A 20,351-nucleotide genomic window follows, 5' to 3' on the forward strand; every position below is an offset into this window, starting at 1 on the left:
CTGACCCTCTCAGACGCTGCGCGAATGCGCGTTTCGCCGCGACGGTGGCACTGCGCCCCGCCCTTGTTTTTGGTGTCGTGCTTTTACATTGTGCCGACTCTGTGCGAGGCGGCGCGGCTAGCCAATTGCCGCTACTGAAGCTTTTGCGCTTCGTCGAAAACAGATTTCGCAAGGTCGTTTCCGTTGTCGTAGAACGACTTTGCGACAGGTGCCGTTTCCTCTTTCCACCGGACGATTTCATCCGGCGTGAGATCGATGATCTCCATCTTCTTGGCGAGAACCTCGCGCGTATGCTTGGTGGCATCGAAGATGCGATCCATGAGCACCGTCTCGAGTTTCGCGGCCTCCTCCTGGAAGATCGCACGAAGTTCGGTCGGCATCTTTTCGAGCGCTTTTTCGCTCATCAGGGCGAAATGCGTCTCATACATGTGGTCCGTCGCGATGATGTAGCGCGAAACCTCGAAGAGGCGGCGCTCCTCGACCGACGGCCATCCCGTCAGCCCGCCATCGACGATACCGCGCTGAAGCGCCAGGAACTGTTCGCTACCGCTGGTGACGACCGGAGCGGCTCCCACGGCCTCGACGAATTCGCTGACGGTAGAGCCGAACGTTCTGATCTTCAGGTTGCGCATATCCGCAGGGACATGAACTTCCTTGTCGCGGGTGATCATCGTGATGAAGCCATAAGGGATCCAGAACATCGCGCGCGACCCGGTCTGGTTGATCCTCTTGTCGAGTATGGTTCTGATCGGGGTTCCGGGCAGCACGGCGCGATCGAGCTTTTCGCGCGTATCGAAAAAGAATGGCACGGCGAACACGTTGAGAGCGGGCACGGTGCCGGCAAGGATGGATGCAGAGGCGATGCCGATATCGATTGTGCCGTTTGCAACCGCCTCGTCCATGTGCTGGTCGCTGACGAGTGAACCCGAGTCATAGAATTCGAAGGTAATTTCGCCGTTGGTCCGCTTCGACACGTTGTCTGCGAACTCCTTGATGACGTTGGTGAGGTAGTGATTGTGCGGAACGCTGGTGGCGACGCGAAGGGCCCGCTCGGCGGCGAAACCCTGTCCCGTTCCCATCACAAGAGCTGCCAGAACGACAGCAAGTGTCTTGAGCTTCATCTTATCCCTCCCGGTCAAAGCTTGCATCCGGTGACTCAGCCGCGACCTCCTTATCGCCGCTGCAGATGCGCAAACGTGTGCACTAACTTTCGCAAATTTGCCCGTCCCGTCAAGTTTTTTTCTGCCGACGCCCGAAATATCCTTCTTCTCTGGTCGTGCAGGATCGTCTTCAGGCACTGCCGCGCACGATCAATTTGCCAGGCAGGATGCTGGTCGTCGTCTCGTCGAGTGGAACGGTCTTGCTGGCCTGTATCAGGCCCACGACCTCGGAGATCATGCGGGTAATCGGCTGCCGGATCGTCGTCAGACGATAGGATCTCCAACCGGCCATGGGAATGTCGTCAAATCCAACGATCGAAAGATCCTCAGGCGCGGACAGTCCAAGTTCGCGGGCAGCATCTATGGCGGCGAGGGCCATGATGTCGTTGCAGCAGAACAGCGCATCTGGACGGTTTTTTGCTGTCAGCAGTGATAGCACTGCGCCGTAGCTGCCTCGGTAGGTGAACTCCCCGTTTCCCTCGGCAAGCACGGAATGCCCGCTCTCGCGTAATGCTTCGGAAAAGCCTTCCGCCCGGTCACGGTGGGTAGACGTGTTGGAGATCCCGCCGATGAAGCCTATCCGTCGGCGCCCCCTGCCGAGCAGAAACAGTGCCGCATCACGACCGCCTGCGTGATTGTCGCACGCGACCGCATTTACGCGGACATTGCGCTGGATCCGGTTGAGCAGCACCACCCGGATGCCATGCTGCCGGCAGGCGTTGGCCATTCCAGACGTCAGGCTTGCGGAGGTCACGACAAGTGCGCTGGGGCGAGCGGCAAGGATCTGCGGCGTCAGCTGGTCCATGTCCGCCTGCGGCGGGATAGCATAGACGAGCAATTGTCTCCCGACCGCCTGCAGTGCTTTTGCGAGCGTGTCGAGAACGAGTGGATAGAACGGGTTGGCGAGATCGCCTGCCACCAACGTCACTGTACCGGCGGAGATCACCTCGGCAGTACGGCGCGCCGGACTGCTATAACCCAACTGCGCTGCGACCTGAAGGATACGCTGTCTTTTCAACGGATCGATGGACGACCCCGGCGAAAACGCGCGTGATACCGCGGCGATGGAAACGCCCGCTTCATGAGCGACCTGCTTGGCTGTCGGCTTCAAAACAGACTCCATGAAATTTTTTCACGCAATGATGAAAACTTGCATTCAGCGTCGCTAGCACATTACGCTCGATGTCAAAAGGGAGGTGAGACATGTCAATTCGCTATATGAAACAGGGGAAGGCGGCCGCCGAACGCGCCGAAGATGACGCCAAAGTCAGGACGCTTGTCGAAGCGACGCTCAAGGACATCGAAACCCGAGGCGACGCCGCAGTACGCGACCTGTCGGCGAAATTCGACAACTTCTCTCCGGCCTCGTTTAGACTGACCACGTCCGAGATCGAGGCGGCAATCAACAAGGTGTCGGCTCGCGACATGGACGACATCAGGTTTGCCCAGACTCAGATCCGCAAATTTGCCGAAGCCCAAAGAGCGTCGATGACCGATATCGAAATCGAGACCATGCCGGGGGTCTTCCTCGGCCACCGCAATATTCCTGTTCAGTCGGTCGGTTGCTATGTTCCAGGCGGCAAGTACCCGATGGTCGCGTCGGCGCATATGTCTGTCCTCACGGCCTCGGTGGCGGGCGTTCCCCGCATCGCAGCAGCGGCTCCGGCCCAAAAAGGCGAACCCCACCCCGCCATCGTCGCTGCAATGCATCTCGGCGGGGCCCATGAAATTTTTGTCCTCGGCGGCATTCAGGCGATCGGCGCGATGGCGCTCGGGACCGAGACCATTCGCCCCGTCGACATGCTTGTCGGCCCCGGCAACGCGTTTGTTGCGGAAGCAAAGCGCCAGCTCTACGGGCGCGTCGGAATAGATCTCTTTGCCGGCCCGACCGAAACGATGGTCATTGCGGACGAGACTGTGGACGCGGAAATGTGCGCCACAGACCTTCTGGGGCAAGCCGAACATGGCTACAATTCCCCGGCGGTTCTCGTGACCAATTCGGAGACGCTGGCGAAAGCGACGATCGCTGAAATCGATCGAATTCTCGGAATCCTGCCAACTGCCGAAACCGCTTCCGTATCCTGGCGCGAGTACGGCGAGATCATCGTCTGCGACACCTACGAGGAGATTCTCAACGTCGCCAACGAGATCGCCTCCGAGCACGTGCAGGTTATGACAGACCGGGACGACTGGTTTCTCGAAAACATGCATTCCTACGGTGCGCTCTTCCTCGGCCCACGCACCAACGTTGCCAATGGCGACAAGGTCATCGGCACCAACCATACTTTGCCGACGAAAAAGGCGGGGCGTTATACCGGCGGTCTCTGGGTCGGCAAGTTTCTCAAGACGCATTCCTACCAGCGCGTCACAACGGACAAAGCGGCGGCTGAGATCGGCGCCTATTGCTCGAGGCTGAGCATGCTCGAGGGTTTCGTCGGCCATGCCGAACAGGCGAACTTACGGGTGAGACGCTATGGCAACCGCGACGTCGCCTATGGCGAAGCAGCCGAATGAGCGGCCTTTTCAATCTTGCCGGAAAGCGGGCGCTCGTCACCGGCGCCAGCCGTGGCATTGGACGCGCGGTCGCCGAAGGCCTTGCCGAGGCGGGTGCCGAGGTAACGCTTTGCGCGCGCTCGCGGACGGAGATCGAGGAGGCCTGCGCTGTGATGTCTACGCGCGGCTGGAGGGCGCGGCCGCTTGTGTGCGATGTCACCGACGTTGCCGGCTTCCGCCAGCATGTCGGGGCGCAAGCGCCGTTCGATATCTTTGTCAACAATGCCGGCACCAATCGCCCCAAGCCGCTGACCGAGGTCACTGAAGACGACTACGATGCCGTCTTCAGCCTGAACACGAAGGCTGCAATTTTTGCAGCCCAGTCCGTGACGGCCGTTATGCTGAGGCACGGTAGGCGGGGCACCGTCATCAACATGTCCTCGCAGATGGGCCATGTCGGCGCGGCCAACAGGACGCTCTATTGCGGCTCGAAGTTTGCGATTGAAGGTTTTACCAAGGCGTTGGCGGTCGAACTTGGACCTGCCGGCATCCGCATCAATACCCTTTGCCCCACCTTTATCGAGACACCGATGACCGCCTCGTATTTCGAGAATGAGGAGTTTCGCCGCGAGACGCTGTCCAAGATCAAGCTAGGTCGCCTGGGGCAGCCGGCAGACGTCGTCGGCGCCGCCATTTTCCTTGCCTCCGACGCGTCGTCCCTGATGACCGGCTCGGCGTTGATGATCGACGGCGGCTGGACGGCGGACTAGTCCGCCACCGCCTGCTTCGCCCGGACGATCCGCGTCAGCATTTCATCGCGCCAGGAGCGTCTGGCATCGAGATCCTGCTCTGCGAGCAGTTCGCGACGCTCCGCATCCGCCCGTGTCACCGCATCCGGCGCCCAGCCTCGGTCTGCCCTGCGCTGATCGGCAAATCCGGCATACATCGGCCCGAGCCGTTCGGCATAATCTGCAAGCCCCTTCGGCGCGTTGAGATCGATGGTCTCGAACGGTCCCATGAACGACCAGCGCAACCCAAGCCCGTCGCGCACCGTGCGATCGATGTCTTCGGCCGTAGCATAGCCTTCCGCAAACAGTGCAAACGCTTCGTCCAGCAGGGCGCCCTGCAACCTGTTCAGCACGAAGCCGGGAATTTCGCGCGACAGCGACACGGCTGACTGCCCCACATCCTCCATCAGGCGCCGGACACGGCTCGCTGCCTGTGGCGCAGTCCAGGGCGTCGGGACGATTTCGACCAGCGGCACGAGATGCGGAGGATTGACGGGATGCACCACCATCAACCGCTCCCGGTTGCCACACTCCTCATAGAACGCCGACCCGGGAAATCCTGAGGTGGAACTGCCGACGATGGCATGGGCGGGAAGCACCGCATCGATCGCAAGACTGACCTCGCGCTTCACATCGATCCGCTCGAACGCCGACTCCTGTACGTAGTCGCAGCCCGACACAGCCTCGCTGAGGCTCCGCGCAAAACGGATGCGCGACAGGACCAAAGGCACGTCGCCGCAAAGCCCCCCGGCGGCAAGATCGCCGACGGCCTTGTCGATCTGCGCGCCGATGACAGTCTCGGCGTTTTCGCGGGCATCATAAACGGTGACGTCCATGCCGGCCCGCGCGAAGACAATCGCCCAGCCCTGCCCCACCAGACCTGCGCCGACGATGGCAACGTTCCTGATCGCATTCATGCCCTGGATCTCCCCTTGTGAGCTGCAGCAAAGGCAGCGCCTTCACGCTGGCTGGGTGAGCAAGCAGCAAGGCTGCCCGAGGGTCAATCGCCGATCATCCCAGTGAAAATCTTTCACGAAGGAAGGCGTCCCACCGTCGTCGTATCGGTCTTTTGGCAGTCGAGGAGGCAGGCGGTTGCTCCCGGACTGATATCCCGAAGCAGCGTCACCGCCGGGGTTTACTTCATTCCAGAACCGAACTTTTCCGAAGGAATTTCCGCAATCTCGGTGCTAGTGCGTCCTCGACGGCGAAGAGCCTGTCTCGCCGTAAACAGAGAAATCCTTGGACAGCCCACCTCATGCAGAGATGCGATGCCGGAGGACCGCTCCGACGAATTCGCTAGCGTGACGCCGAACAGCATTGAAAGCCTTCCAACCACGCGAGGAATTCGGACGGTTGTGTCAGTGCGCTGAAAGGACAGTGGCCGACATCGCGGTTTGCCTTCGCGGCGATGGTTCCCCGATGGAAAGCCAACAGAAGTTGCTCCTTATCGACTCCAAGGTTTCCATCCTGTTCTTCGCGGACTGAGAAGTCATCGAAGACACTTTTGCATCGCGTAGCGAGCATGAGTCCATGCCTCCCATTGTTAAGTTGGAGGTCAAACTAGTCATCGGGCCTGAATGGTGACTGAATACCAGCTCCCGCAGTTTCACACGACCAGAAGTTCCAAGAGCGCGCGACCACTGTGTTGGACGCAGTTTGTGTGGCGGTAATTTCCGATTGGAAGCCCGCCAAACGGCGTCGGGCCGCCCGTGAATGGTTGATGGGTGTTGTCCAGGCAAAGGGTGGTAGGCAGTTCGCGCATGCCAGTTAACCCAGCGGATTTGTCTGGAGAATGCCTGCGATAAGGCTTATCCCTCAGCCGCTCTTCGCACTCGTGCTAGGAGGATGCCTGAGGAAGTCGTGCCGCTGTTTCGCCATTTAACGCAGACGTAACCACCTTACTTACCCGTGCTTTAATAGCCTCTGTTTTACCATCACGTAAAATAAGAGATGACGGTTGCGGGATGAAGATACAGTTTCAGAGTCAGTGGTTTCTACGATGGTGCCTGCCGGCTCTCGTTTCTTTGGTCGTCTGTGGTCTGCTTTTACTGAGTTTGAGTTGGGCGGCTGCTACAAGCGATGAGGTGGCCGCAGCAAGGCAGCGCGATCTCATGAAACTTACGGTCGCGAAACTGACGGCTGGCATTGCGCATGACCAGGAAAGCGCAACTGTCTGGGACGACGCCGTGAGGCATGCAACCAGTGGTGACCTGAAATGGATCGAGACGAACCTCGGTTCATGGATGCACAGCTATTTTGGGCATGATGGCGCTTTAGTCCTTCGACCGGACCTCTCTGTGCAATATCTGTTTTCATCCGAGACAGACTATTCCCCTACCCCAGATGATCTCCGCAACGCCTACTTGCCGCTCGCTAAAAAGCTTCAAGCGCGTCTACTTGCCGAAGATACCGAGGGTATCAGCGAACGGACGCTTTCGATTGGCGAAGCTGATCTGAGCTATGTCGGATTTCGACCTGCAATTGTCAGCATAAAGCCAATCGTTTCGGACACCGGTGATCTGGAACAGACGCCGGGCGAGGAAATGCTGCATGTGAGCATACGCTTTCTCGACGGCGATCTTCCTCTGGCAATCGGTACCGAATATGAGTTCGCCAAACTGGAGTTCACCTCCAAGCGACCTCGGGAACGGAATGTTGCTTACGTACCCTTGGTCGCACGAGACGGGCAAGTTTTTGGATACTTCCGTTGGAACCCATTCCAACCCGGACAATATGTATTCGAAGCCACTGCCCCGGCCCTTTTTATCGCGTTTATCGCACTTTTCGCTGGGACCAGTTTTTCTGGAGGTGCAATCTGGCGCCGCTCCGAGCGGCTGGCTGCGAGCCGCGCAGAACTGAAACATCAAGCCTCCCACGATGCCCTGACCGGGCTTGCAAACCGCGCTTACTTCAACGAGCAACTCAATCGTCAACTATCGAGCGGGCACGCCGAGGCTCTCCACTGTGTGTTGTTCGTTGATCTTGATCGCTTCAAGGCTGTCAACGATACGTTCGGTCACCCGGTTGGCGACAAGCTGATCTGCTTGGCAGCAAACCGGATGCGCGATCTCCTGCCGCAATCTCTTTTGGCGCGGGTGGGAGGCGACGAATTCACCATTCTGCTGGGAGAAAATGATGCCAGGAATGCTGAAGATCTCGCATCGAAAATTGTGCAGTCACTGCGGGCACCGTTCGAAATCGGAACGACGCATGTCGTCATTGGCGCAAGCGTCGGAGCAGCTCTAGCAACCGGCCCATGTGACCCCATCGAACTGACGCGCCAGGCTGATATCGCGCTTTATCATGCCAAAGCAGCCGGCAGGAATACCCATGCGGTGTTTGGTGAACATATGGACGAACTGCTACGCAGGCGCAGGGCGTTGGAAAGTGATCTCCGTTTTGCAGTCGAGACCAGGACCCAGCTCGAGACTTTTTATCAACCAGTCTTCAATGCGACCGACGGAAGCATTTGTTCTCTCGAAGCGCTTGCTCGGTGGAAGCACCCGACGATGGGCTACATAAGTCCCGACCAGTTCATTCCTCTGGCGGAGGACATCGGGTTGATCAACGACATCGGCGCCCTTGTGCTGGACAATGCATGCAGGACTCTTGCTGATCTTCCCGGCATCTCTATTGCGATCAACGCTTCGCCGCTTGAGCTTGGTTCTCCCGGCTACAGTCTGCGGGTTTTGACGACCCTCGCAAACATGAACGTAAGCCCCGAGAGGCTTGAGATCGAGATGACCGAAACTGCAACTGCGGATAACACGATCGACCTGAAGCGAACCATAGCCATGCTGCGAAAAGCAGGCGTCCGGTTTGCCATAGACGACTTTGGAACCGGGTATTCTTCATTCTCGCGCGTGCAGAATATCGAGGTGGATCGCATCAAAATCGATAGGTCGTTTATCGGCGAAATGCACCAAAGCGGCAGCAGGGCCGTTGTTGTTGCGATGATTGGCATGGCCAGAGCGAAAGGGCTGAAGATAACGGCTGAAGGCGTTGAGACAATCGAGCAGCGTGCCGAACTTGAACGGCTTGGATGCGACGATCTTCAGGGCTTTCTGATGTCGCGACCTCTTCCTCGCCAGGACGTTGCAGCATACGTCTCCCGGATGGCTCGAACCTGAAGGGGACAGGTTACGCTGGGGCTTTGCATTCTGATGCCATGCCCCGGCAGGAAGACCCCACGCGCAGACTTAAACCCATGCGTCCACCGCTGCGTCATCGTAACGGAACTTGCTTGGCGTCGTTTCGGACGCGCTTACGGCCATCACGCGTTTAGCAGTACCGCGCTGCTGCTGCGTTGTCATTTGAGCGTGTAGGGACTGCGCGCCAGTTCCCCCTGGCCGAAGACAACGGCATCCATTATCTGAAGATATCGGTCAACGCGCTGTCGGCGCCAAGGAAACGACCCATGTCTGATCTCAGCTTTATCTGGCCGCTGTCCGGCGGCCTTCTGATTGGCCTTTCCGCCGCGATCTACCTGCTGCTGAACGGTCGGATAGCCGGAATTTCCGGTCTGGCCGCATCTGCTGTCGGATGGACAGGCAGTGGAATCAGTCCGCTCGGGGTCGGTTTTCTGGTTGGCATACTCGGTGGAGCTGCCGCCGCCTTTACCTTGTTACGGCACGCAGAGTTCGCGATCACCGCCTCGCCTCCCCTTCTTGTGGTAGGCGGGCTCCTGGTCGGCTTCGGGACGCGGCTTGGTTCCGGCTGCACCAGCGGCCACGGTGTTTGCGGACTGGCACGCCTATCGCCCCGGTCCATCGTCGCGACGGCAACGTTCATGATCGTGGCGGCAGCAACCGTCTTCATTACCCGACATTTGATGGGAGTGGCATGATGACCCAGCGCATTCTCGTCTCCATCGCCTGCGGAATTCTGTTCGGCATTGGCCTTGTCGTGTCCGACATGGTCAATCCTGCCCGTGTTCTGGCGTTCCTCGATGTGACCGGTAACTGGGATCCGTCGCTTGCTTTCGTGATGGGCGGGGCACTGATCCCGTCATCAATTGCCTATGCGATCCGGCGTCGTTGCAGCAAACCGGTCTTCGAAACCCAGTTCCATGTGCCGACGAGCCGCATGATCGACCGTCCGCTTGTCGCAGGCGCTGCACTGTTTGGTCTCGGCTGGGGCCTCGTCGGTCTATGCCCGGGTCCCGCAATCGCCTCTCTCGTTACAGGCCGCTGGGAAGCAGCACTGTTCGTCGCGGCCATGCTTGCCGGTATGTTTGTCCATCGCATGGTGTCGTCCCGACAGACTGTGGCAGCGCGGTCCTGATGGGACGGAGAAGGTAACTTCCGCAACCTCGATGGCATTCGAACCACCATCCCATGAACCATTGAAGGCAGTATAAGGGTTTCTTTACTCCCGCATTGTCGAGCATAGCATTTACCAGAAGCCAGTTTAGCTTCGCCCTCTCGTCCGGCCCGCGGCGCGGCCTTCTCCCGCCCACTCCGACAACACAATCATCATGCTCCAGAGACTGACGAGGTCTCAGTTAAGCAGTCATTAACCATCTTCAGACGTATATTAGAATTGCTTGAAATGCTTCGGCTTGGAAAGTAGTCGAGCGGCGGTGGTTTGTCTTTGCAGGTCCGTCTGGACCTGCGGGCTTGGGGGATACGATGAGCATGCTTTCCCGTGTTGTCCGGACGGCGATATTTGTGCCGCTCGCCTTCAGCGTTGCGTCTTGCGCGCAGACACAGACGCGGGCGCGGACGACATCGGTCGACAGTATCGCGACCGCATCAGTCCCGAGCTCTCGGCCCGCAGTGAAGGACCGGAACACGATTTTGACCATGCAGGCGGCCGTCCGGCGGGCGGTCGACTATCAGCCATCGATCATGCAGGCGGCGGGCGAACTCAACCAGCAAGGCGCGGCGATCCGGGATGCACGCTCGGGATATTTTCCGTCGATCGGGGGCGGGATCGATGTCGGCAGGCGCAGCGCTTTCGGGAACGGTTTTCAGCCGGCCGCCACCGTGACGGCGTCGCAGATGATCTACGACTTCGGGAAAGTCTCCAGTCAGGTCGCCAGTGCCACGGCGACAGAGGAAACCCGGCGCGCCGAGTTCATTGCCGTGGTCGACAACGTGATCAGGGACACCGCGCTTGCGTCCCTCGAAACCCTGAGAAACCGCAGTCTGGCGGTTGTCGCGTCCGATCAGGTGCGCGACACGAAGGAAATCCTCGAGCTCGTCAACGCGCGAACGGAACAGGGAGCCAGCACGAGATCGGACAAGCTTCAGGCCGAAGCGCGGGTGCAGATGGCCCAGACCACGGCACTGGAGATCAGGTCTCAGTCGGAGCGCTGGCAGGGCAGCATGGCGTCGCTGTTGGGTATGTCCGGGAAGATCAATCTCGGAGCGAGTATTCCCTCAGACCTCCCCAATGCCTGCTCTGCCAAAGAGCCCGATTGGGATACGGTGCCGAGCGTCCGGGCAGCGGCATCGAAGAAGACGGCCGCCGAGGCCAACCTGCGGTTCAGCAAGGCCGATGTCCTGCCCACCCTGGCGCTTGAAGGCGGTAGCAGCATGGATCTGCTCGGAAATTCACCAGGCAGCCCGGACTATACGATCGGTCTGAAACTGACCGGCAAGCTTTACAATGGCGGCTCCTATAAGGCCCGGAGCGAAGCTGGCCAGTTCGCGGTTCAGTCCGCTGAGGCCGGCATCGCCAGTGCCAGGACAGGCGCGCAGCGGAGCTGGATGGAATCGCGCACGCAGCTGTCTGGAATGCGCGCTTTGCTCACGACACTCGCCTCGCGACAGACGCTGATGCGCGAAACCCGAGATCTTTATCAGAGGCAGTTCCTCGACCTGGGAACGCGGACTCTCCTCGATGTCTTGAATGCCGATCAGGAGCTACATGCCGCACGTTTCGACGCAATCAACATCCAGTTCGATGTCCATAAGCTGAATATCGAGTGTGCCTCCGCAGCGGGGCGCTTGCGGGACATCTTCAAGCTCGAAAAGAAGCCGGGCACGGCCGCGACCGTCCTGAACGGCGGCGCATCCAGGTCGGAGACGCCAATCGAAATGGCGGTCACGATGCCTGCGCGACAAGCACTGCCGATAGAGGCAGGACCAGCTGCCGCAGAGAATGCCGAACGCGGAGCAGACGTTGAGACCAAGCTAAGCGAGGCGCTTGCCGTTTCGCTTCAAGCCTCAAGTATCGGCGCGGACGTTAAGGACAAGCGAAACCGGTTTGAAGAGCTTGCTCTGCGCGGCGCTCTCTAGCCCGCAGGGGTCAAATTCGTTTTTGTCCGCCTCTCAGAAACGCAAATACGCTGACCGGCATTAACCCTGCATCAACCGTCCGATGCGAGAATTAGTTATCGCTAATTGATAACGTTCTAAAATTGAGCAAGTCTTATCCCAGAGTTTCTTGGTAGGATTGACAGCAATCGAGACACTGCCGGACCAGCCAGTTCGGTATTCAACATTTTGCCCGGCGCAGACCTTTGACGGTCCGTGTCATCGCATCTCGCTGCCCATCCGCCAGGTCCGTTCAGTTTCGCTGTGACGCTCACGGCCTTAAGAGGATGTATCCATGGTTGCCGTTGTAACGAATATCGCAAGTGGTGAAAGCATTACCGTCGCATCGGGAAACATCTCTGTCCGTGAACCAAGCGTTATTCAGCTTGAGGTCGGCCCGAAAGACATTGCTGCGACCATCCGTCAGGGCGACGATCTCGTCATCCGCCTGCAGAACGGTGAGGCGATCCGAGTTGCCGATTTCTACGCCAGCGGCCCTGGTGAAGCATCAAGCAAGCTGGTCCTGGTGGATGAGAACGGGGTCGTCTGGGATGGCAACCACACCGTCGGAGAAGCCGATTTCTCATTCACCGAGTCAGCCGGCGGCGACCAGTTGGTGGGTGGCGCTGAAGGTGGTGGCGATGCATCCATTCTCGGCCTTGCTGCACTCGGCGCGCTTGGAGCTGGAGGAATAGCTCTCGCTTCCGGAGGCGGCGGCGGTGGCGACGACAACGATGACTCGGACGCTGATGCAGACGCGGATGCAGATGCTGACGCCGACGCCGACGCCGATGCGGATGCGGATGCAGACGCGGATGCCGACGCGGATGCGGATGCCGACGCGGATGCGGATGCCGACGCAGACGCCGATGCGGATGCAGATGCTGACGCCGATGCCGATGCGGACGCGGATGCGGATGCGGACGCCGATGCTGACGCCGATGCGGATGCAGACGCGGATGCCGATGCAGACGCGGATGCCGATGCAGACGCGGATGCCGATGCCGACGCGGATGCCGATGCCGACGCGGATGCCGATGCGGACGCGGATGCTGACGCCGATGCGGATGCAGATGCAGACGCGGATGCCGACGCAGACGCGGATGCCGACGCTGACGCCGATGCCGACGCTGACGCCGATGCGGATGCCGACGCTGACGCCGATGCGGATGCCGACGCTGACGCCGATGCGGATGCCGACGCAGACGCGGATGCCGACGCAGACGCCGATGCAGACGCGGATGCCGATGCCGATGCAGATGCAGATGCTGACGCGGATGCCGACGCTGACGCCGATGCGGATGCGGATGCAGATGCAGACGCCGATGCCGATGCAGACACAACCGCCTACGACAATACCGCCGTCGCGTCGATCAACCTTTCCCCCGTGGTGACCAACGTTGATATAGGTACCCAGACTTACGGCGTTGCCGTCAGCCTTGGTGGCTTGGATCTCCAGGTGCTTCCGAACGTCGAAACGATCGATTTCAACGTCGAGGAGGGCCATACGCTCGATGCACGTTTTGAACTCGACGAGGGCCTAAGTCTCGGCGTTCTGTCCGATTATCAGGTGGTCATCCAACGATTTGACGGTGTCCAGTGGACCAACGTCACAGGCACCGGCACCGGCAATGCCACACTGCTGGACCTGCAGTTGCTGGATGGTGCACCGACAGTGAGCCTGGAGGATCTTGGACCGGGCCAGTACCGCGCCTTTATCGCCTACGACGGCTTGCTGGGTGCGGGCCTCGGAAGCGAGCTGACGATCACCGGGACGGATACCGACACAACCAGTATCGGCGCCATCGCCGTAGTTGCTGCCAGCGGCAACGTGATCACCGACGCAGGTATCGGCGGCGAAATCGACGCGGTCAATCCCGGCACCATCATTCAGAGCATCAATGCCACACCGGTGACCGCTGCAGGCGCAACCATCCAGGGAGATCACGGTACACTGGTCATCGGCCAGGATGGCAGCTACACCTACACCCCGAACCCCGATGCAGCCGGCATCGGACGGGTAGACTCCTTCGAATACACGATCTTCGATCCGCAAACCCAGGCGACTTCGACTGCGGAACTGCATGTCCAGATCGACAGCGAGGGACAAAACCTCACCTTCTCGACGATTGATCCAACGGCGGATGCGAGCCTCGGATTTGTCGCCACGGACGACGCTGGGGCGGCGACCGTCGTGACCACTCACCCCGTGACGGAGGCCGTGAACGCCGACTTCCTCGATGTCTCGTTGGGACTGTTTGGGGGAAGTGAAACGGGAACGTTCACGGTGGCCGCCGGATCCGTGGCAACGGTTCAGATCGGCGCGGACACAGACCAGCTTCTGGGTCTCCTCGGGACAACGACGATCGCCGTCGAAATGCAGCAGGCTGACCTCAGTTGGACGGTCGTCGAAACCAGCACAGGTGCCAATCTGGCCGAGCTTGCCGGTTTGCTTGGCGGCTCCACAGGCCTGGAACTACAGGACCTGGACGCGGGCAACTACCGCGTTACGGTATCGCAGGATGGCGTGAACATCGGTGGCAACATCGACGTTCAGCTCGCCACGTCGACGAGTGACCTCGGAACGGTCATTTCCGATGGCGTAGTCGCGGCAGTCGGCAACGTTCTGGACGGTGATACGCTCGGCTCCAACTTCACCAACTTCCAGGTATCCAATGGGACAGTGTTTGTCGATCCGGCCGCCGCAGGTACCGTCATCGTGGGTGATCACGGCACGCTCAAAGTCTCTGCCGATGGCAGCTATTCCTATGAGCCGAACGACACACTCGGCCTTGATGGAATGACCGACAGCTTCACCTACCGTCTCGTTCATCCCAATGGAGAGGTCGTTGAAGCAGAGTTGACGATCCTCATCGACCAGGCCGAGCCCATCGCCGGAACGTCGATGATGATGGCGGCCGATACAGGCTCTGAAGCTTTGCAGCCGAGCATGCTGACGTCCGCGTTCGCAGACTTCGACCTCCTGGATCTCGATACCGGAAGTCACGGCCGTTTCGGCGATCTGACAGACGTCATCTCGCTGGATGGTGTGAGCACCGAACTCGGTGAGTTCATCGATCTCGGGAGCGTCAGCGTACTGCCGATCGACGTTGACCTCCACGAACTTCTGAGCGGAGACCAGGGCCTTGTCGTGGACGGTGACCTTGATATCGGCGGGCTCGCCGGAGCCGACGGTGTTGCCGACCTGCCCGAGTTTGCCGGCAACCTCGTCCCCACGGTCTTGGAGGACACGACCGTGGACCTGCTGGACGGTTCGGCCGACAGTGTGCTGCATGGCGGCTTGCTGGGGGAACTGTGGGCAGCCTGCTCGACGACGACGCTCTGCACCATGCCGGTACCTCAGTGATCTAGCCCTCAGTCGTGCTGCTGCCGGTTCTGCGGCAGCGGCACGACACCCGCTCGCCCGTCGTTTGCAGACGCTTGAAAGGCACGGCATTGACCCAAGCAACACCTCAGTTCGACGTCGTGCAGCAGAACCAGGCGGACGGCTGGATCGAAATGTTTGAGCAGGTTGCCCGGATTTACGGACTGGGCTTCTCGATCGAAGCGGCCCGCAAGGCTGCGGCGGCTTATTCGCTGGAAGACCAGGCGAAATACGTCCAGCGGCTCGCGCAAAAATTCGGGCTTTGTGTGAAGCTGGCTCAACCCAGTCTGGACATCATGACCAGCTGGAGGCTTCCCGTCATCGTGCAGCTCAAGGACGGGTCGGTTGCAACGGTTGTCGCCATCGATGCGCAACGCAATGGCGCCGTCGTCTTTGCCGGCGACAACGGTCTGAAAACGACGCTGGCGATCGATGTGCTGTGTGCCGAGGCAACGCTTGCGGCCATTCCCAGGCCGGCACGCTCCACACCTGACTCGAGGGTAGACACCTATATCGCCCCGCATGACGAAAGCTGGTTCAGACGGTTCGCGCTCGGTGACCTGCGCCCCTATGGCTATGTTCTGGTGGCATCACTGATCGCCAACGCGCTGTCACTCGCCGGCGTCATCTTCTCGATGCAGGTCTATGACCGCGTTGTCCCCGCCAACTCCATGAGCACCCTTTATGTGCTGTTTGCAGGCGTCATGCTCGCCGTGCTGTTCGACTTTGTCGTTCGCAAGATTAGAGGTTCGATCATCGATATCCTCGGCAAGCGCTGTGATCTGCGACTGTCCGACCTGATCTTCGGCCACGCGCTGCGTGTGAAAAACAGCGTCCGCCCAAGATCGACCGGAACATTCATTGCTCAGTTGCGGGATCTTGAGCAGGTCCGCGAGGTGTTCACCTCGACCACCGTTGCCGCGGTCGCGGACCTGCCGTTCTTCTTCCTGTTTCTGGTCATCTTCTGGTTCGTGGGCGGGATGCTGGTCGTCATCCCGGCGGTCGCACTCTTGCTGCTTGTCCTGCCTGGAATTCTGTCACAACGAAGACTGCACCAGAGCGCCAGCGCTGCAATGCGCGAGGCATCGCTCCGCAACGCGATCCTGGTGGAGAGCATTCAGGGCATCGACGACATCAAGATGCTGCAGGCGGAGGAGCGCTTCCAGCAGAAATGGAATAACTACAACGCGGTCAATGCCGATGCCCAACTGAAGATGCGCGTTCTGACGTCGTCTCTGACCGGCTGGAGCCACAGCGTTCAGACGAGCGTTTACGCGTTCATCGTATTCTTCGGCGCACCGATCGTCATGGCTGGGGACATGACAACGGGTGCGCTTGTTGCCTGCTCCATTCTCGGTTCCAGGATGATGGCGCCGATGGCGCAGCTCACCCAGGTTCTCAGCCGTGTCCAGCAGGCAAAAATCGGGCTGAAGAGCCTTGACGCGATCATGCAGATGCCCGTCGACCATCCGGTCGCCGAGACACGCATCTCTATTTCCGCCATTGCCGGAACCTACGAGTTTCGATCGACCGCGTTCCACCACGCGGAGCCTGCCGGTAAACCGGCTCTGGTCTTGAGAAGCCTCAAGATCGCCGCCGGCGACAAGATTGCCGTACTGGGCAAGAACGGTGCAGGGAAATCGACTTTTCTGCAGGCGCTATCTGGGATGATCGAACCGAGTTCCGGCGAAGTCATGCTCGACAATATTGCGCTGAGACATATCGATCCGTCGGATCTGCGCCGTGACGTGGGGCTGCTGACCCAGAATTCCCGCCTCTTCCACGGGACCCTGAGGGAGAACGTTACGCTCGGTGCCTCCAACGCCTCCCAGTCCGCAATCCTCGACGCGCTCTCGATCGTCGGTGCCGACGAATTTATCCGCGCTCTGCCAAAGGGACTCGACTACCCGTTGCAGGAGGGCGGCAACGGGCTGTCCGGCGGGCAGCTGCAGGCGCTCCTCCTCGCCCGCCTGCTGGTGCGCGATCCCAATGTCGTCCTGCTCGATGAGCCGACAGCCGCCATGGACGAGGCCACGGAGCGGTTGTTCATATCGCGCTTCCAGACCTGGTCGCGCGACAAGACGGTTGTCATCGCAACCCATCGCATGCGGGTTCTGGAACTGGTCGACAGGGTGATGGTTTTCGACAAGGGTCAGCTGGTGCTCGACGAGGCAAAGGCAGATGCGATGACGACGCTGAAGGGCATCAAGCCGCTCGCCCCAGAAAAAACAGTGCCACCCAAACTGGTCCCTGTTCACAACACGTCTGGCGGGATTTGAAGACATGGCAGAGATCTCGAGCGACAAGGCTTCGGACTACGGGTGGGCTTTCGGTGACGAGGACGATGTCCAGCTGTCAAAGGCAAAGACCGTCATTCTTCTGGCCATGATCCTCCTGACAATCGCGACGGTTTGGGCTTATTTCGCCATGCTTGAAGAGGTCTCCACCGGCGCGGGTCGTGTCGTTCCGATCAGGCGCGAACAGGTCATCCAGTCGCTTGAGGGGGGCATCGTTTCGGAGCTCTTTGTTCGCGAAAACCAGATTGTAGAAACCGGCCAGCTTCTGGCGCAGCTAGATCCGACGATCACCGAATCGGATGTCGGTGAATCATCGGCCAAATACCGTGCCGCGCTTGCGGCCGCCGCACGCCTGACGGCCGAGATCAACCGGACACCTTTGACCTTTCCGACCGAGCTGAATGCCTATCCGGATCTCATCCGTTCGGAAACCCAGCAATTCGAGGCGCGGACGACAAGCCTTGAACAGTCTCTGGAATGGATGGAACAAGCGATCGTGCTGGCCAAACGCGAGCTGGAAATGAGCGAGTCGCTTGCCAAGATCGGCGCCGCCAGCAATGTCGAGATCATCCGGCTGAAGCGGGAACTGGTCGATCTTGAAATGAAGAAGGTCGATATCGCCGCCAAGCAGAACCTCAGCGCCCGCGAGGAACTCGCCAAGGCAAATTCCGACATCACATCGCTGTCCTCGACCATCAAGGGACGGTCCGACAGCCTGCAGCGCCTGACGCATCGCTCACCGGTGCGAGGCATCGTCAAGAATATCGAGGTGTCGACGATCGGTGGCGTCGTGCCGCCAAACGGCAAGCTGATGGATATCATCCCGCTGGACGACGAGTTGCTGATAGAAGCGCGTATATCGCCACGCGATATCGCCTTCATTCACCCCGATCAGCGCGCCAGCGTCAAGATCAGCGCCTATGACTACGCCGTCTATGGCGGGCTGGAGGGTCGGGTAACTGCGATTTCCCCCGATACGATGCGCGACGAGGTCGATCCCAACACGTTCTATTACCGTGTGTTCGTGCAGACCACCACAGATGCGCTGGTGACCGCGCAAGGGACGCGCCTGCCGATCGTTCCGGGCATGGTGGCAACCGTCGATGTCAACACGGGCAGCAAGAGTGTGTTGGACTACTTGATCAAACCCTTCAACAAAGCGCGCGAGGCGCTGCGCGAGCGATAGGTCACCATGCCCGCAGAAACCTTCGGCCTTGCGCGGATGGATCGCCTTCGAGACCCTGTTCGGCAGGTCATCCAACCACTCGACGCACCGCATCCGGCTTATGTGCTGTTTGTCTCGATCAGCGACGGAGACAGACGAGCGTCCGTTGCAACGGTCGGCGCCGACAGTTTTGACGCAGCCTGGCAAAAGGCTCTAATTGCCGCCGGCGACCTCCTGGACAGCCAAAGGCTCGACGGCCGTCTGTTGCGGATCGACTGGCCGGTGCGGATCGAGAAGATCACGGTCAAGACCCTCCACAAACAGCTTGGTCGCACCAAGAGAAACTACTTCCGACTCGGACTGTCGCTCGACGACCAATTCGAAACCGCGTTCCTGGACAACGAACTGAACGCCAACGCCATGCTTTATGGTGGCAACAAGGTCGAGCACTGCGTTCTAAACGAACGAAACTTCGCGCTCTATGCGAAGACACGATTTGGAAACGCGTTCGAAACGGATTTCGCCGAGGCGAGAGCGCTCTGGGCGTTTACAACGAGCGGTTTTTTTCTCGATGAGGAAGGCCGACACTACCGTCTTTGCGGCGAAGGTGCGGGAAGCGGTCAGCGTGAAGGTCAGCCGCTTGATCGTGCCATGCTCGATCGCCTGATCGACTCCTCATCCAGCTATCTTGCGTCTCAGGTCAAGCCGGACGGCGCGTTCGTCTACGGCTATCACCCGTGCTTCGACCGCGAGATCCGCACCTACAATGTCCTGCGCCATGCAAGCACGACCTATGCAATGATCGAAGCTTACGAGGTAACGAGGGATAGCAAGACGAGAGCGGCAATAGAGCGCTCGCTCGGGCAGCTGACCGGTCATCTTACCCGGATCGCAAGACTGCCTGATGGGGCCGAGGCCGCCGTTCTGATCGACGTCGGTTCGGAGATAAAGCTCGGCGGCAATGCCGTCTTCCTCCTGGCGCTCGCGAAATATACAAGTGTCATGAGCGATGATCGATATCTGCCGCTGATGGATAAGCTCGCCACCGGCATCGTTCATATGCAGGACGCAAAGACCGGTGAATTCCGCCACGTCCTGCTTTACCCGGACCTTTCCACCAAGGCCGAGTTCCGCACTGTCTATTACGACGGCGAGGCCGCCTTCGCGCTGATGCGCCTTTATGCGCTCACCCGCGATATCCGCTGGATCAGCGCTGTTGAAAAAGCTTTCGAGCATTTCCTGCGCCGGAACTACACTCAATATCACGACCACTGGCTGGGTTATTGCGCCAACGAACTGACGCTGTTTCGGCCGGAGGAACGCTATTTCCGCTTCTGCGTCGAAAATGTCAGCACCTATCTCGATTTTGTCGCCAATCGCATCACCACCTTTCCGACACTGCTGGAACTGATGATGGCAACCCGGCAGGCGCTGTCGCGGATTGCTGACCACCCGGATCTGGTTCCGCTCCTCGGCGAGATCGACCTTGCAGCGTTCGAGGTAGCGCTCGAAAAACGCGCTCATTACCTGCTGAACGGTCATTTCTACCCGGAGGTGGCGATGTTCATGCGCAACCCAAGGCGGATCATGGGTTCGTTCTACATCCGCCACCACGCGTTTCGCGTAAGGATCGACGATGTGGAACACTATCTGTCCGGGCTGATCGCCTATCGCGCGTATCTGAACGAGAAAGAGGCGTTCAAATCGCTGGTCTCTCGGCAGGCAGGAGCCGGGTCATAGTACGGCTCACCAAGGGCGAGTGGCGTAACGATCGGCAAGTCGCGGTAACATTTTACCATAT

General features: G+C 59.5%; 14 protein-coding genes and 1 pseudogene. 11 read left to right on the plus strand and 4 right to left on the minus strand.

Annotated elements, in window-relative coordinates; genetic code table 11:
• Positions 1-131: 131 nt before the first annotated feature.
• Both ACQY1L_RS20015 and ACQY1L_RS20020 read right to left on the minus strand, forming a co-directional pair.
• The gene (locus tag ACQY1L_RS20015) at positions 132-1,121 is read right to left on the minus strand and encodes a TRAP transporter substrate-binding protein (RefSeq protein ID WP_192078375.1); all 990 of its coding nucleotides are present in this window, start codon (positions 1,119-1,121) and stop codon (positions 132-134) included.
• A 169-nt stretch (positions 1,122-1,290) separates the two neighbouring features.
• Entirely contained in the window at positions 1,291-2,283 is a 993-nt protein-coding gene (locus ACQY1L_RS20020; protein WP_113111597.1) for a LacI family DNA-binding transcriptional regulator, read from the minus strand.
• Between the two features lie 80 nt (positions 2,284-2,363).
• Between ACQY1L_RS20020 and hisD the strand changes: the two genes are divergently transcribed.
• Together hisD and ACQY1L_RS20030 are read left to right on the plus strand one after the other, a co-directional pair.
• Positions 2,364-3,674: a histidinol dehydrogenase gene (gene hisD / locus ACQY1L_RS20025; RefSeq protein ID WP_430245816.1), complete on the plus strand. Its 1,311-nt coding sequence runs from the start codon at positions 2,364-2,366 to the stop codon at positions 3,672-3,674.
• A complete protein-coding gene (locus ACQY1L_RS20030; RefSeq protein WP_430245818.1) occupies positions 3,671-4,423 on the plus strand; it encodes an SDR family NAD(P)-dependent oxidoreductase in 753 nt (250 codons plus the stop codon). Before hisD ends, ACQY1L_RS20030 begins: the two co-directional genes overlap by 4 nt.
• On the opposite strand, the gene ACQY1L_RS20035 is transcribed toward ACQY1L_RS20030, so the two are convergent.
• Entirely contained in the window at positions 4,420-5,358 is a 939-nt protein-coding gene (locus ACQY1L_RS20035; RefSeq protein WP_430245820.1) for a 3-hydroxyacyl-CoA dehydrogenase, read from the minus strand. The two genes, ACQY1L_RS20030 and ACQY1L_RS20035, sit on opposite strands and share 4 nt — an antisense overlap.
• Positions 5,359-6,405: 1,047 nt before the next feature.
• Here ACQY1L_RS20035 and ACQY1L_RS20040 point away from each other — a divergent pair.
• The 5 genes and pseudogenes from ACQY1L_RS20040 to ACQY1L_RS20060 all read left to right on the plus strand — a co-directional run.
• Positions 6,406-8,571: a bifunctional diguanylate cyclase/phosphodiesterase gene (locus ACQY1L_RS20040; RefSeq protein ID WP_430262123.1), complete on the plus strand. Its 2,166-nt coding sequence runs from the start codon at positions 6,406-6,408 to the stop codon at positions 8,569-8,571.
• Positions 8,572-8,858: 287 nt separating this feature from the next.
• A complete protein-coding gene (locus ACQY1L_RS20045; protein WP_062459130.1) occupies positions 8,859-9,287 on the plus strand; it encodes a YeeE/YedE family protein in 429 nt (142 codons plus the stop codon).
• Positions 9,287-9,724 carry a YeeE/YedE family protein gene (locus tag ACQY1L_RS20050; RefSeq protein ID WP_062459126.1) on the plus strand — a complete coding sequence of 146 codons (438 nt, stop codon included), beginning with the start codon at positions 9,287-9,289 and terminating at the stop codon, positions 9,722-9,724. Before ACQY1L_RS20045 ends, ACQY1L_RS20050 begins: the two co-directional genes overlap by 1 nt.
• Before the next feature lie 347 nt (positions 9,725-10,071).
• A complete protein-coding gene (locus ACQY1L_RS20055) occupies positions 10,072-11,685 on the plus strand; it encodes a TolC family protein (RefSeq protein ID WP_430245825.1) in 1,614 nt (537 codons plus the stop codon).
• Between the two features lie 313 nt (positions 11,686-11,998).
• Positions 11,999-12,280, plus strand: a pseudogene (locus ACQY1L_RS20060) (BapA/Bap/LapF family prefix-like domain-containing protein); the annotation flags it as partial.
• 18 nt (positions 12,281-12,298) lie between these two features.
• Here the strand turns inward: ACQY1L_RS20060 and ACQY1L_RS20065 are convergent.
• Positions 12,299-13,210 carry a hypothetical protein gene (locus ACQY1L_RS20065; RefSeq protein ID WP_430246082.1) on the minus strand — a complete coding sequence of 304 codons (912 nt, stop codon included), beginning with the start codon at positions 13,208-13,210 and terminating at the stop codon, positions 12,299-12,301.
• On the opposite strand from ACQY1L_RS20065, the gene ACQY1L_RS20070 reads away from it, so the two are divergent.
• The 4 genes from ACQY1L_RS20070 to ACQY1L_RS20085 all read left to right on the plus strand — a co-directional run bounded on the left by ACQY1L_RS20070 (position 13,163) and on the right by ACQY1L_RS20085 (position 20,290).
• Positions 13,163-15,070 (plus strand): Ig-like domain-containing protein, encoded by a 1,908-nt coding sequence (locus ACQY1L_RS20070; protein WP_430245989.1) that lies wholly within the window; start codon positions 13,163-13,165, stop codon positions 15,068-15,070. The two genes, ACQY1L_RS20065 and ACQY1L_RS20070, sit on opposite strands and share 48 nt — an antisense overlap.
• Before the next feature lie 89 nt (positions 15,071-15,159).
• The gene (locus tag ACQY1L_RS20075; protein ID WP_430245827.1) at positions 15,160-17,367 is read left to right on the plus strand and encodes a type I secretion system permease/ATPase; all 2,208 of its coding nucleotides are present in this window, start codon (positions 15,160-15,162) and stop codon (positions 17,365-17,367) included.
• A gap of 4 nt (positions 17,368-17,371) precedes the next feature.
• Entirely contained in the window at positions 17,372-18,571 is a 1,200-nt protein-coding gene (locus ACQY1L_RS20080; protein WP_430245829.1) for an HlyD family efflux transporter periplasmic adaptor subunit, read from the plus strand.
• Positions 18,572-18,577: 6 nt separating this feature from the next.
• Complete coding sequence (locus ACQY1L_RS20085; protein WP_430245831.1) at positions 18,578-20,290, plus strand: hypothetical protein; 1,713 nt, start codon at positions 18,578-18,580, stop codon at positions 20,288-20,290.
• The last annotated feature ends 61 nt before the right edge of the window (positions 20,291-20,351 follow it).

Source organism: Neorhizobium sp. DAR64862/K0K3 (genome assembly GCF_050500185.1).
Lineage (GTDB): Bacteria > Pseudomonadota > Alphaproteobacteria > Rhizobiales > Rhizobiaceae > Neorhizobium > Neorhizobium soli.